Raw genomic sequence first — 14444 nt, 5'->3', positions numbered from 1 at the left:
TACACGAGCTAGGATTCCTCTTGCTGGTCGTTTGGTCAAAGGCATTTAATCTTAGAGAAATGTTTTCCACATGCCTCCAGTGAACCTAACCGAACCTATTTTTGCTAACATTCGCGATGCCTAAAGTTGTCGTTTTATGCGTCGAAATAAACCCAGTCAAAGCCAATGCCTCAGTACGGGAGGCATAAATTTGCTAGACTTATGTCACCGTGCCTGCCGCGTCGGGTCTGTATTCCTGGTAGGAATGGCCGAGAATACCGGTGACCATACCTGCACCACGAAGTATGTGTGACAAACCCTTCATCCCCCAGTACGGCGAAAATAGTACGGAGGGAGTTATCATAACGCCTAAGCCGATCCGGGCCATGCCATAAACCAGACGATAAATACGCTGCTTTGTGCTTCCGTAAAAAATGTCTGACACGGCGAACGTATTGCCCAGTCGATACTGACGTTGAAGGACCCATTTCCACGTCATCCGGCTCCTTGGTATAATGTCATATACCAATGCGGAGGATGACCAGTGAATTTTAACTCCACCGCGTACGGCTCGATTAAAAAATAGATAATCTGTGCCGCCGGTATAACGCATCCTCTCCTCGAAACGTAAACCGAGATTACGGAAGAGTGGGTAATCGAACATGACGTTATTCGAGGCGGCATAATTGATGCGCTGTCGATCTTGCCTGCGTTTTCTTTCAAATACGCCAGCACGAATAAAGTACTCAGGTGCGTCCTCGGGATAGACGGGTTCCACTGGACCATAGATACAATCAGCTGAAGTTATCTCGCGGACTGCCAACATTGAATCTAGCCAGTTATCTACAGGCCACTCATCGTCGTCCAAGAAACAAAACAATTCGGTGTTTTCTGGTGATTCTTCAAGCGCGCGATTTCTCGCAAACGGAATGCCAGGCTCTTTCTCAACGCAGTACTTGAGTATCGGTGCACCTCCGAGATCTCCGTTACTGTACATGCCGCTTTCAATGAACGGCGTGACGGCCACTTGGCCGCTTCCTGTCGCATCGTTGTCAACCACCAAGACGGTTAGAGTGTAAGGCCTCGCGGGATCATTGACTTGGTGTGCTAGTGCTTCAAGGAGTTTTTTAACTCCATCTGGCCTTCTGTAGGTGAGAAAAGCCACAACAATGTTTACTGGCTTCTTTGATGCGATGTGCTGTTCAATAACTTCCCCATCAAAATTTTTCATCTAATGATACCTGCGAGACGTTTTGTTGCCACTTGAATGGTAAAAGGAGCTACTGAAAACTTACTATCTTTGGCGCAACGTCGTGCTTCTATGAGTAAGGGGAAGAACGTGAGATTGCTCTGAGCAAGGCCGCCCGCAGCAAGGCTCTGGCCCATCTTTTTTAATCCATCATAGCGGTCGGCCAAAGCAACGCCTGTGGCAACCATGATTTTGGCGCGTAAATTCGCTGCCTTTGGGCTATTCGTGTATCTGTTCTCGTTATGGATACGCTGGAAGGTCAGTGGTGTTTCAACAATCAGGCCCTTGCCGAGGTAGGCTGCAGCGAACTTCAGATAATTGTCACTCAAAACAACATCCTTGGCCGTAGGCATGGGAAGAATATCGGATAAAATTCTGCGGTGAAAAGTAAGGCCAGAGGTGGGAACGTGTAAGCTCGGGAACCTACCGCCACGTAGAGTCTCTCGCTTGTCTACGATCGTCGCAGTGATGCTACCTTCCGATGTAGAGTTTTCTTGAGTGGTAACTTTGTCGAAAACCCAATCTACATCTGGGTTTTGAAAGAGTGCAGCGATTGCACTTAACTTGCCCGGTAAAAACGTATCATCCGAGTCAAGCATACACAAGACATCGCCGCTTGATGCGGAGAATCCGGCATTGAATGAAGACGCTTGTCCACCGTTCGCTTTTAGGATGGAGACAATACGCTCACCATAACCTGCGATAATTTCGCGTGAATTATCAGTTGAGCCGTCATCGACGACAACAATTTCGAAATCAGAATAATCCTGTGCAAGCACGCTATCAATGCACGCTGGAAGGAAGCGTGCGTAATTAAAGTTATTGATAAGTACAGAGATTTTCATTCAGCATTTCCGGATAATTTTTAGGTGAAAAGTTTCAGGGCTTTTCTGTCATTGAGCGGCTTTCGTGTCGGGTACAAGACGGTAGCGTATTTTTTGAACAAGGCTCATGTCGCGCGTCGGCGAAGTTGCCTTGATGTTCTTCCTTGCATCCCGTGACAGTCTCACTCGACTATCAAACCAACGCTGCTTTAAGCCTCTAGGGATAAGGCCAATGCCTGCGAATACGCCCTGAAGTGTTCCCTTTATATACCCGCTGCGCAGTCCTCTGGTGATCGCCAACGTTGCGTTCATCAGCGACGAAACAGGGGAGAAGTTGAATTTGGATGCCATATAAATGGTATTGCGTACGTGAAAGTAATACCGTCTTCCCGTCCAAGATACCCGGTTTTCGGCCGATACTTTGTGGCGTATTCGAACACTAGGTTCGTAGACCATTGTGCCGCCAGCATTGATCAGTCGATACGCCAGGTCGACTTCTTCATGCAGAAAGATCAATGTGTCATCATAACCCTTCACCGCGTCGAAGGTTGACCGACGTAGCATGTGGCCCGCGCCAACAAAGCGGGCGGTCTGGAAGCGCTGACCTGAGTATTTGCTCATTGAAAGAGGGTAGGGCCAACTGCTTTTATCGTCCTCACCGTCACTGAAAAGTACAATGCGGAAGGCAAGTGCAGCGACGGTCGCATCGGCCTCCATGTAGGTGACTGCCTTCGCTACTTCGTCACTGGACGCAAACTCTGCATCATTATCGAGTGCGACGATATAAGGAGCCGAGCCCAATGAACTAGCCTGGTTGCGCCCGCCGGGGACGCCGCGGTTCTTATCGTTGCAGACAAGTGTCACGCTTGGATTTTGCGCAACATGTGCTTTTAAAATAGAAAGCTCGTCGTCCGGAGTGCCTTGGTCGACAACAATCACATTCGGTACAATACCTTTTTGTGACAAAGCGCTATCAATCGCCGCACAAGTATCTGGTATGCGCCCCCAGGACAGAATGATGATGTCGACAGCAGTATCAGGATTGTCCATCAATATTCTCCGTGCTGCGAGTTACGTCGTTATTTTGTAGTTTCGTTTCGTCGTCGTCACATACTTCGTCATCACGTTGCATACGCCCGTAACGCGCTATGATTTTGATGTTGCTTCTTATTATTCGTGCTGGATTTCCCGCGACCAGTGACCGTGGAGGTATGCTTTTGGTGACTACTGCACCCGACCCAATCACGCACTCGTCACCAATTTCGATGCCAGGTAAGATGATGCTGCGAGCGCCGATAAAACAACGCTTGCCAATGCGGGTATCAAGATAAAGGCCACGTGTTAGATCGTGCGTTAGAATAGCTGCGTCGAAGGCGACGTAGCTTTCTTCACCGATATGCACCCCCTTCGGATTTGTGCGATCCAACTTCGCACTCAGCGAAAAGCTAGCGGTTGGATGGATATCCATGCCCCAAATCTTCGTGAAATATAGCCACTTAACTTTCACGATAAAATTTCTGATGGGCCGTAGAGCGTTGAGACTCCGTTTTGGCTTGCGGACAGGTGTTTTCATGACTTGCGTCCCAATTCCATGCGTTTTTTTGGAGTTAAACCGCTGCCAAGCCTTGGCAATAGGGGACCTAGCCGTCGCACCGGGCGACTGCGCTTTGAGTGTTCAACGCCGTCCACTAAGGTAAGGTCCATGACTTGGAGATCGGTGTTGCGACAATGTTGCGCTGCAACCCTGTTGGTTTCACTCTTTAGATCTCTGGCTATACGCGCCACAACGTCGGCGCGGCCTACTCGCGAAAGCAGCGCATCGAAGAACCTGGTGGTAGGCAAGCTATGGCCAGTCAACGCTTTGGTAGACAGGGAATTCTTGAGATAAATATTTTGCACGCAATATTCCACGGAGACCGGTAAGTCGGCAGAGAGATGCCGTGTCGATGAATAACGTCAATAAGACTATATGAAGTGCGCCTTTTTGTGTTCGCAGGTGCCGAGTCAACATAAAGAACACGCTGACAAACTTACCTTGGTTTTAAAAAATGTAACGCAGAAATTATTTTTTAAAGAGCACTCTGATATCATCAGGGTGGCGTAAAATAAAGCAGATTTTACCACTCTTCCGGATTCTCATGGCGCTAAATGCCGATGCCGACCAATTTCTTGAGGTCAGCTTATGGTCGATATCGTGGTTATTTTCTGATTTCCGAGTTGTTGACCATAATATAAGTATTGTTGTGGCTTTAGTTATGCGTTAGGTCAAAATCCATAGAGTATTTCTCATGCAGAAGCATGTTGATTTATTTGAATAAACATATGCTTTGATGGAATTAGGCGGGTTGGCCGCCAGTATCAGGTTTATAAAAATATTTTTGTACCTTCACAGACGGGGTAGCGCATCGTGTCAAAGATCAGCCCAAAAGCTTCAAATGTTACTACGGGAGAAGCGTTGCGACGATCATGGTGGTCATTTGTGGCCGTTGGTGTCGCAAGTGCGCTGATTAATATACTTTATCTGACTGGCTCATTTTTTATGTTGCAGGTCTATGATCGGGTGCTGCCGAGTAAAAGCATCCCTACGCTTGTCTCGTTGTGCCTTCTTGCGCTCATTCTTTATCTATTCCAGGGCTGGTTCGAGGTCATACGCAGCCGCATGCTCGTGCGTATTGCCGCATCGCTTGATGAAGTGTTGAACGGTCGCGTCTTTCAGGCGATGCTCCAGATGCCGTTTAAGGCGCGCATGCCTGGTGACGGAATGCAGCCGCTTCGCGATTTTGATCACATCCGTAATTTCTTGTCAGGTATGGGGCCGCCGGCATTTTTTGACCTTCCCTGGATGCCCTTTTATGTCGCCATTTGTTTTCTCTTTCACCCATTGGTCGGCTGGTTGGCTATTTTTGGAGCCGTTGTCCTTGCCTGCCTCACATTCATGACCAATTGGAGTTCACGTAAGCATTCCAAATTGGCGAACGAGTATTCAAACGCGCGAAATGGCTATGCTCTTCTTTCTCTTCGCAATGCTGAAGTGATCCGCGCAATGGGCATGTCGGGCCGTATCACGAAGGCTTGGCAGGAGAAGAACAGTGCTCACCGAGCTCTGATGTGCACAACCTCGGATGTTGGCAATGGATACGCCGCTATATCGAAGATATTTCGTTTGGCGCTGCAATCTGCGGTGCTGGCTGTCGGGGCACTTCTGGTTATGGACGGAAGCGCGTCCGCGGGTATCATGATCGCCGCATCTATCTTAACATCACGTGCACTCGCGCCCGTAGAACTCGCTATTGGCAACTGGAAGGGTTTTATCGGTGCGCGCGATGCGTGGAGACGGACAAGTGAAGTGCTGGCTGCAACGGCTGAACAATCTCCCCCGCTTCAACTTCCTGCCCCCCGCAATGTGCTTGCTGTTGAAAAATTGGCTGGTTCCGCGCCAGCTAGCAAGAACCTTATTTTCGTTGACATCGATTTTAAGGTTCACGCAGGTAGCGCTGTCGGTATTGTTGGTATGAGTGCATCTGGCAAATCTGCACTGGCTCGTGTGCTTTTGCAGTTGTGGCCAACCGTTCGCGGGTCTGTACGCTTGGACGGCGCCGAGTTGAGCCAATGGAGTGCAGAGGATCTGGGGCGATATATTGGATATCTTCCTCAGGACGTCGAACTGTTTAACGGAACGATCGCTGAAAATATCGCACGCTTTGCAGAGGACGCTGATCCTAAAGCGATTATTGCGGCAGCCAAAGCCGCACGAATCCACGAAATGGTCATAAGGCTCGCTAACGGTTATGATACGGAGATAGGGGACGCAGGAACGCTGCTTTCGGCAGGGCAAAGGCAGCGTGTAGCCCTTGCTCGTGCTCTTTATGGAGACCCTTTCCTTGTCATACTTGATGAGCCTAACTCCAACCTTGATGCTGACGGTGAACAAGCCTTGAGTGAAGCAATTTTGGGCGTGCGTGCCCGCGGAGGTATCGTCCTCGTGATCGCTCATCGACCCAGCGTGTTATCAAGCGTTGACCTGGTTATGGTTATGAATGGTGGCAGAATGAATGCTTTCGGTTCGCGAGATGAAGTTCTTGGGCGTGTGGTGAGCAAGCCGGAGCGGCAACTTCAGGTCGTCATCGACACGAAAACTGGAAACTAATGTGATGGCAAAATCCAGAGTTCAGGAGCGCTCGTCTGACGGTTGGGCGCAGAAGTCACTGCGGCGACACTTGGCCGCCGTGTTCTCCGCGTCTTTCCTCTTGGTTGTTGGAATAGGCGGTTGGGCATTCTCGCAACAGATTGCAAGCGCAGTCATTGCGTCAGGTGTCGTCGCCGTCGATGGCAACGTAAAGAAAATTCAACATTTTACTGGCGGTAACATCAGTGAAATTCGAATAAATGAAGGACAAAAAGTCAAAGCAGGCGAAGTCTTGTTTGTTCTTAATGGCAACAAGGCACTTGCTTCTCGCGATATGATAGAGAAACTGCTGGCGCAGCTCTACATGCAGCGCGCCCGTCTTATGGCGGAAATGAAAGGCGAAACAACAGTTGTGCCTCCGCCTGAAGCTGAAGGTTTGCCCGGATTAAGTGATTTTGTCACGATGGAGCAAGACCTGTTAACAAGCCGCAGGCTGTCTCTTGCTGCGATGATTGATCAGTTGAATTCAAGACAGGTTCAACTCGACGATGAGATCGGCGGATATGAACCTCAGTTGCAAGCAAGCGACGAAGCCATATCATCGACTGAACAAGAGCTTGCTATCCAAGAAAAGCTTTTTGCGAAGAAAGCTGTTGGCTCACAGCGCATGTTACAACTAAGGCGTGAAAAAGCGAGTTACGAGAGTGATCGTGCCAAGCTTATCGCGGGGCGTGCTTCGGCACTGACACGAAAGGGCGAGGTCAAGGCCCAGTTGATAAATATGACTCAGACACGTTTGACCGAGACGTCGACGAGTTTGGCAGATACGCAACGCCTAATCCTGGAAAACGAGGAAAAACGCAGTCGAGCGCAAGACGAGATCGATCATTTAGAGATTACATCACCTGTAGATGGACGTGCGTTGCAACTCACCGTTCATACGAAAAACGGTGTGATTTCCCCCGGTCAAGATCTTGTCTTGATTGTTCCTGATGACCAGCAACTTGATGTGGAAGCCCGAATTCAAACGCGAGATGTGGACCAGATAAGGGTTGGACAGCAGGTTCGACTACGGTTTGCCGCTTTTAATCAAAGAACGACACCGGAGATTGAAGGCAAAGTCGTTAACGTTGCCGCTGATGCAATCACAGATCCGGCTACACGTCAGTTATATTATGCGGTTAAAATCCAACCGGATCCTGAGAGCATGAAGAAAGTTGCAGGTCTTGATCTGTATCCCGGCATGCCTGTCGAAGTTTTTGCTCATATCGCCGAGCGTACGGTTATTTCTTATTTGATGAAGCCACTTATGGATCAAGTGGAGCATGCATTTCGCGAGGAATGATAAATTCACAAACAGATCATGGTTGTGCGTAGATGTGCTAATTATTGAGCAAGTTCGTAGATTGATATTGCACCTTCATTAGGACTTCCGACATAGTTTCGCCCAATCTTTTTCAGAGACGATAGGGCGATAGATAGCATGTTGGAGGACGTGGACATAATTTGACACTGTTTGTTTTGCCGGGATTGGGTTATATGGTCTCGCCCTGATTAGATTGGTATTGCTCCTTTCAACTGAAGTTGAGCTAATTCGGTTTAAATGACGTATGATTTATTGCATTGATAATAATGGAGAGTTTTGTGAGTATAAAGACGCAAATTAAGTCGATGCTTCCCCATTCGGCCGTCCAAGCAGTGCGAGTCATGATGGGAAAATCCAGGCTGCGAGATCCCCTGGCGCCATTTAAACTGTCTGACGAAAATTCAGCTAACGCCAAGAGTAGGTTTGAATTTATCGACTGGCCTGCCTCTAATAACGGGCGCGTTATCTACGCACTTACTCCAACCGCTAATCTTAGAAATGTTGGCGATCAGGCTCAAGTTGTAGCAATTGAGCAGTGGATCAAGAGACATTATTCGTCCATGCCGGTTATCGAGCTCGATAAAGATGTCGTGATTGCATGCGTCGAGGATTATAAAAAATTAGTTATGCCTAATGATGTGTTTATTTTGCATAGCGGTGGTAACTTAGGGGATAGAGGACGTTGGTCTGAAGCCGCTCGTCGAACGATCATCGAGAATTTCAGAGGTAACCGAATTGTAAGTTTGCCTCAAACCATCCATTTCAGCGACACGTCACTTGGTCGGCACGAAGGAGAAATTTCTTCCAGGATTTACAATTCTCATCCGAGATTAACAGTGATGGGACGAGACGAGGAGAGTGGTAAACTTGCGCGTAGCATGTTCCCAAAATCTCAAGTGTGCATTGCCCCTGACTTTGTGCTTTCATTAAAAGCTAGTGATTTTGGCGTTACGCCGTCTGCAGAGACGCCTCAGAGGCTGATGGCTTGCCTGAGATTGGATGATGAATCAATTTTCACTGCAGAACAGCGGTTAGCAATCAGCGAACGTTTCAATGTTCCTACAACCCTATTTGATACCACTATTGACCGTGATATTCCTCCGCATCAGAGGCGTGAGATCCTAAAAGAGACACTTCAGTTGTTTATGGATCATGAGGCTGTTGTCACTGATCGTTTCCATGGCTTGATATTCTCGGTTTTATGTCGGAAACCCACTGTAGTACTCAGGACAGTTGATCATAAACTTACTTCAGCTGTTGATTGGTTTGTCGATATTCCAAATGTTCAATTTTGTTCATCAATTGACAGAATAGAAGAGACACTTTTAAAAGTAAAAAATACTAAGGTTGAGAACTATCCAGACTTTAATGAGCTATATTTTGATCGATTGCCTAAATTTATTGCTGAGATAGCCTAACCGGAGCATACCTTATGGATATCAGTGCCCGATCTTATGTTAAGAGACCTCGGTTAATTGTAAAAAAAATATCAAGCTTTCTCAGACGATTTACAGGCGTTCCAACTAAATCAGAAAAATTGAAAACCTTTCACGAAGCGAAACAAGAGCGTCTATCTACGTGTGAAGCACTTGCTTTCATGCGGCACGATGCCCACAGAATAGAGAAAGCTTTTTACAACAATATATTCGATGCAAAGCGAGAGTTTTACGAAAAACGTCGAGAGAATGTCTTTAAAGCTATACAGCTTGCTCTGGAAAATGGTGTTTCAGAACACGAACCTACGCTCGTGTGGGCGCGCGAGATTGCGTCAGAATTCGAAAAACTTCCGGAGACTTTTATTAAGAAAAATTCTATCTCAGCAAGAGAAATAGATATTGCGTCAAGTGACGGTTTGCTGAAGTTAATGTCAACTCGTCGAAGTTCGCGTGTGTGGTCGAGTGAACAGCCCTCGAATGAAGAATTAATGAAATTCGCCTTAAAAATGGTTGAGGCTGGCAAGTGGGCTCCTACGTCCGGTGATCGGCAGCCTGTCCGGTTCAAGATTCTACTAGATTTAGAGGAGAAGATCGTCCTTAAAGGCTTGAAGGAAGAGCATTGCTATAATGCTCCGTGCTTGATTTTTATTGGTACAGACAGGCGATTTTATGGGGGACTCGGGAACAATGAGGCCGCGATGCATGTAGATACTGGAGCTGCGGCGATGCAAATGGCATTGTTGGCGCATGGCGCGAATTTCGGCGTTTGCTGGAATCACTTCTCGACTGATTTGATTCAGTCTCGGTCTAGCAATGTCGAAGTGTATAGGAATTTCGTAAAAATGCATTCCATACCGGACCATATTGAGCCAGTTGCCCTTCTTGCTTTCGGTCGGGCTGCATTTTACCCGCCTGCGCCGGCACGTATGAATACGTCAGACTATTTATTGTAACCATAGTGATTGCAGGTCGTCCGACCAAATAACAGAATGTTTGGAAACGGAACGAAACGTTGCGGTTCCCTTTGAATTAAATATTTGAGTTAATGGTGTATTTGACAGAAGGGCAGTGATAGGAAGCCGCATACCTATAATATCTGGATTGTTAGTGGTCCACCGGCAATGAATGGTCATGATTGTTGCCTTGTATGCGTAGAGCGATTTGCAGAATATTGTAACAACGGGAACTATTTACTCTGTTTCCGTATTTTGTAGTGACATTTGAACAAATTAAAAAGACGAACTGCGTTTAATTGGTGCATGTTCTCGGACAAGTTCTCTGTAAAATAAAGTGGGCCAGAAACGTTGATCATTCTAAAAGCTCACTGACGTGGAGCGCCATTCTTTCCCCGGCACGTTCGATGTAAGTCGTATCTCTAATTTGGCTTACTATTTCTCATGTAATGTCATAAGTTCGGAATACATTTTTAGTCCGCTGCGTTTGGGCTCCATAGATCTGATCTGATTGAAAATTAATAAAGATAGTATGCAGGCAACACGCGAGTCTAAGATGTTTTTTTTTCGTAAAGGCGCCGATAATAGCGACGTAGATGTCGTCTATTTCTCTTTGAATTTTCCTGAGTTAAGTCAGACTTTCGTGTTTAATGAGATGCGGTCATTGAGGGATGGGGGAGCCAACCTCAGGATTGTGGCACTGAAACGTGAAATTCAGGCCCCGTCTGATCTTCCGCATCAGTACGGTTTGTCGAAAGATGTCGACTATCTCAATACAAACACAGGAATCAAGGCGAGGTTTTCGAGGCTATTCGATGTCATAAAAAGTCTAATAGTCCTTGAGAGGAGGTCATTGAATGCCCTCCTGTCAATAAGAGATCTTCGGTCCGCTGCCAGGAAGTCATCAACGTCTGTAGCTGTTCTGTTGCGTTTGGCGGCACATCTACAACCGAAAGGTTCAAATGCTGTCATTCATTGCCATTTTGGCACTACAGGGATAGTTGTTGCTGAACTTAAAAAACTTGGACTTGTTACAGCGCCTTTTACGACCGTATTCCACGGGTTCGACATCACTAAGTTTGTGGATGCTAATGGACGCGACATTTATACAAGCCTATTTGAAGTATCGGATTTTCTTTTGCCCGTGAGCGAATTGTGGCGAGGAAAATTGATTCAATTAAACGCACCGCGAGATCGCATACGTGTTCAAAGATTGGGTGTTGATTGTAGTGCTTTCGAATTTCAAGAGCGATTTCTAACGCCGACGTCAGAAATTCGCTTCGTTGTCGTTGGCCGAATGACGGAGAAGAAGGGGCATAGATATGCAATACAAGCATTTGCGGATCTCGTAGCACGTCGACCGGATCTGGAAGTCAGACTCGACGTAATTGGTGCTGGGCCCTTACTAGAGGAGCTGAATGCTTTAGCTGAAAGCTCCCCGTCAGCTGACAAAATCTGCCTGCATGGCGCGATGCCCAATTCAATGGTTAGGCAATTTTTGGACCGTTCACACGTTTTTGTCCTTCCAAGTGTCACAGCCGCAGATGGAGATATGGAAGGTATTCCGGTGGCAATAATGGAGGCAATGGCGATGGGGTTGCCAATTGTTAGCACGCTGCACAGTGGTATTCCTGAAATTGTTGCAGATGGAGTATCTGGACTTCTGGTTCCCGAAAAAGACATCGGCGCTTTAAGTGCAGCAATGGAGAATTTGGCTAGTAATCGGCACTTAATTTCCCAAATGGGTAAACAAGGTCGAGATATTGTTGAGCGAGACTATAATGAAGTGTCACAGGGAAAATCTTTGATCTCTTTAATGTCTGAGCTGCAATCACGACCTGTTTGAAGCTAGAACATTAATGCGAGTTTATAGACATCTACGTTCAGGAGACTGCATTGCCCCCCCTAATTTCGGTCGTAATACCAGCATTCAACAGAAGTAGTCTCATCGTGGGCTGTTTGGAATCCGTTTTCCAGCAGACATATAAAAACATTGAGGTGTTGGTAGTAGATGATAAGTCGACAGACGATACTTTGAATGTGCTTCACTCAATTTCTGACAAGCGCTTGAGGATTATTTCATTAACGAAAAATGGTGGCGGTAGTGTTGCCAGAAATAGCGGGATTGAAGCCGCCAGAGGCGAGTACATCGCATTTTTGGACTCCGACGATCGTTGGCTGCCAAATAAGCTTGAAGTTCAATTAAGTAAATTGATCTCATATGGTGATCGCTTGTCGGTTTCTTACACGAATGTTATAATCGATGACGGGGTAAGCTCTCAAGCATTATATAATAAGCCAAATAAAAGCAATCGTAATATTTTAGAATACTTGTTTTTGAATTGGTCAGAGGCGCATATACAGACAAGTTCTTGGCTAATGAGAACTGAGATTGCCCGGACTGTGAAGTTTGATGAAACTTTGAGGCTTCATCAAGATTGGGATTTTTTGGTTCGTGCGGAGATTCTCGGATACAATTTTTTGGAAATTCGGGAGCCTCTAACAGTTTGGCTTATGGATCACCGCCCAGATCGGGTGAGTTTGGCCTCTAATCGCTTTTCTAGATCAATGATTTGGCTTCAGAAATGGGAAGGTCATATTGGGCGCAAAGGAGTTTTGGCCTTTAAAGCCCGACGTGCACCTGAGAATGCACATGAGAATTTTCCGAGATCATTGTACTGGGTATTACAGGGTTTAGTTTCTAGGGCGGTTTCTCCGCGTCCATCACTTAAATTGTTGAGGGCTTGCTTTGGTTCCAAATTCCGCCAAAACTAGCTGGTTCAAGAGGTTGTGACCTGTACTATACACTGTCCTAATTTCGTACTGTTTGAGGAACAATTGGCGGTCATGACCGTAATGTGTTCCTATTATAGACTGTTTTGTGCATTCCATACGTGTTCTGCTGAAGGCAAATCCACGCAGGAATTTACACATTGAATTTCCCCAATGGTGAATTAGTGAAAAAAGAACATACGTCGTCAGTTGGCAGCAAGACTGTTAAATCTACCATGCTACTACTGCTTGGGGTTTTTTACAGCAGAATCATAAATTTAATAATGACCATTTTATTGGCGAGGATTTTGGTTCCGGAAGATTTCGGGCTCGTCGCTCTCGGTACAACATTGTTACTTATTGTTAATTCTATTACTGATATCTCTCTGGCAAGTGCGCTGATCCATCATAAAGAGGTCACGGAAGAAGATTTTGATACCGCTTTCACATTAAGTTTAATGCGGGGACTAATTGTTTCTGTAGTAGTTATACTTGGTGGCGCTTATATGGCTGAGATTTATAGTGATTCTCGCCTAGTCGCGATATGCTTTGGTCTGTCTCTTCGACCGCTTGTTGCCAGCCTCAGCAGTCCGCGTTATGTTTTGTATTCAAAAGAACTCCGTTTTGGTACTGTCGCGCTGCAGGAATCAATCAACTATACTGCCCAGTTCTTGATATCCGTTAGCATCGCTATTTATACTCAAAGCTATTGGGCCATTGTTTCTGGCGCTGTTTTTTCTTCTGTCATCGGTACGACATTTACATATTTTGTAGCGCCATATCGGCCAACATTTTCTCTTGCCTCGTGGCGCAGATTGTTAGGTTTTTCGTTTTGGCTGACGTTGAATGAATTTCTAACTATTGTTGGAAATCGGTTTGATAATTTTCTCGCGGGGAGTTGGTTGGGGCTGAGTGTGTTTGGCGCAATGAATGTTGGCAATAATATCGCAGGTGTTGTGACGCAATCGGCCGTTGCGCCAATGCAGAGAGTTTTATTCCCTAGCTTCGCTCAAATTGCTCATAACCGTGATCGGTTGAAAGTAGCCTTTCAAAAGAGCCAAGCTTCGCTATTTACGTTAGGACTCGCTGTGGGTGTTGGAACTGCACTCGTAGCAGAGCCCTTTGTGTACCTGACTTTAGGGCCGAATTGGCCGGTTGCTGTATTGGTAATCCAGTGCATTGCACCTGTGCTCGGCGCACAAGTAGTATTTGGCCCGGTCAACGCAATTTGCAATGCAGTCGGTGCGACCAAGGTATTGTTTTACAGGGGATTAATCCTGGTACTTTTCAGGGTTCCGATTGTTCTTGCGGGGCTGTATTTTTATGGGCTTCCCGGTATCCTTCTAGCGCGCATCGTAAGTGGGGGCGTTGTAACTTCCGCTGCAAACTTTTACTTGGTCCGTAGACTGATTAACCTAACAGTTTTCGAACAGATTTTTGTTACATGGCGTTCTTGGATTGCAGGTTTGTGCATGACGATATTCTGCCTACTTTTGGGTAGATATTTAGGCCCTATTAATAACAACACTGATGCGATCGTTCTGATTTCAATTCAAGCCTCAGCCGGCTCTATGGTGTACTGCTTGGTTCACTTTGGACTTTGGTGGGGGGCAGGGCGCACTGATATCGGGTTAGAGACTGAAGTTGTAAAAATGTTGAGCAAACTTAAGTCAAAACGATAATTCTAGTTTGTTTGATAAATGTGATTTCTCGAATTTCTACGAATACTTCGACGGCGA

The 14444-nt window shown here is 46.4% G+C and carries 11 protein-coding genes; 7 read left to right on the top strand and 4 right to left on the bottom strand.

Annotated elements, in window-relative coordinates; all coding sequences use genetic code 11:
- Window positions 1-199: 199 nt before the first annotated feature.
- Genes IB237_RS13660 through IB237_RS13645 form a run of 4 tightly spaced genes read right to left on the bottom strand, consistent with a single transcriptional unit; the run spans window position 200 to window position 3625 of the window.
- Entirely contained in the window at window positions 200-1210 is a 1011-nt protein-coding gene (locus tag IB237_RS13660) for a glycosyltransferase (protein WP_192489205.1), read from the bottom strand.
- Window positions 1207-2073, bottom strand: coding sequence for a glycosyltransferase family 2 protein (locus IB237_RS13655; protein ID WP_192489204.1), 867 nt, complete (start codon window positions 2071-2073; stop codon window positions 1207-1209). The genes IB237_RS13660 and IB237_RS13655 overlap by 4 nt, the downstream gene beginning before the upstream one ends.
- A gap of 48 nt (window positions 2074-2121) precedes the next feature.
- Window positions 2122-3102 carry a glycosyltransferase family 2 protein gene (locus IB237_RS13650; RefSeq protein ID WP_192489203.1) on the bottom strand — a complete coding sequence of 327 codons (981 nt, stop codon included), beginning with the start codon at window positions 3100-3102 and terminating at the stop codon, window positions 2122-2124.
- Window positions 3089-3625 carry a DapH/DapD/GlmU-related protein gene (locus tag IB237_RS13645; protein WP_192489202.1) on the bottom strand — a complete coding sequence of 179 codons (537 nt, stop codon included), beginning with the start codon at window positions 3623-3625 and terminating at the stop codon, window positions 3089-3091. Before IB237_RS13645 ends, IB237_RS13650 begins: the two co-directional genes overlap by 14 nt.
- Before the next feature lie 834 nt (window positions 3626-4459).
- Here IB237_RS13645 and IB237_RS13640 point away from each other — a divergent pair.
- From IB237_RS13640 to IB237_RS13610, 7 genes are all read left to right on the top strand, one after another.
- Window positions 4460-6199: a type I secretion system permease/ATPase gene (locus IB237_RS13640; RefSeq protein WP_371815316.1), complete on the top strand. Its 1740-nt coding sequence runs from the start codon at window positions 4460-4462 to the stop codon at window positions 6197-6199.
- A 4-nt stretch (window positions 6200-6203) separates the two neighbouring features.
- On the top strand, window positions 6204-7523 hold the full coding sequence (locus tag IB237_RS13635; RefSeq protein WP_192489201.1) for an HlyD family type I secretion periplasmic adaptor subunit: 1320 nt from the start codon (window positions 6204-6206) through the stop codon (window positions 7521-7523).
- 299 nt (window positions 7524-7822) lie between these two features.
- Window positions 7823-8962: a polysaccharide pyruvyl transferase family protein gene (locus tag IB237_RS13630; protein ID WP_192489200.1), complete on the top strand. Its 1140-nt coding sequence runs from the start codon at window positions 7823-7825 to the stop codon at window positions 8960-8962.
- Between the two features lie 14 nt (window positions 8963-8976).
- Complete coding sequence (locus IB237_RS13625) at window positions 8977-9933, top strand: nitroreductase family protein (RefSeq protein ID WP_192489199.1); 957 nt, start codon at window positions 8977-8979, stop codon at window positions 9931-9933.
- A 511-nt stretch (window positions 9934-10444) separates the two neighbouring features.
- Complete coding sequence (locus IB237_RS13620) at window positions 10445-11779, top strand: glycosyltransferase (protein ID WP_246787903.1); 1335 nt, start codon at window positions 10445-10447, stop codon at window positions 11777-11779.
- A gap of 50 nt (window positions 11780-11829) precedes the next feature.
- Window positions 11830-12708, top strand: a complete 879-nt coding sequence (locus IB237_RS13615; protein ID WP_192489198.1) for a glycosyltransferase family 2 protein — start codon at window positions 11830-11832, stop codon at window positions 12706-12708.
- A 158-nt stretch (window positions 12709-12866) separates the two neighbouring features.
- A complete protein-coding gene (locus IB237_RS13610) occupies window positions 12867-14387 on the top strand; it encodes a lipopolysaccharide biosynthesis protein (RefSeq protein ID WP_246787899.1) in 1521 nt (506 codons plus the stop codon).
- Window positions 14388-14444: the final 57 nt, after the last annotated feature.

The organism is Agrobacterium sp. AGB01, assembly GCF_014851585.1.
Lineage (GTDB): Bacteria > Pseudomonadota > Alphaproteobacteria > Rhizobiales > Rhizobiaceae > Agrobacterium.
The sequence above is the reverse complement of the archived record's forward strand: the minus strand, read 5'-3'. Positions and strand labels throughout refer to the sequence as shown.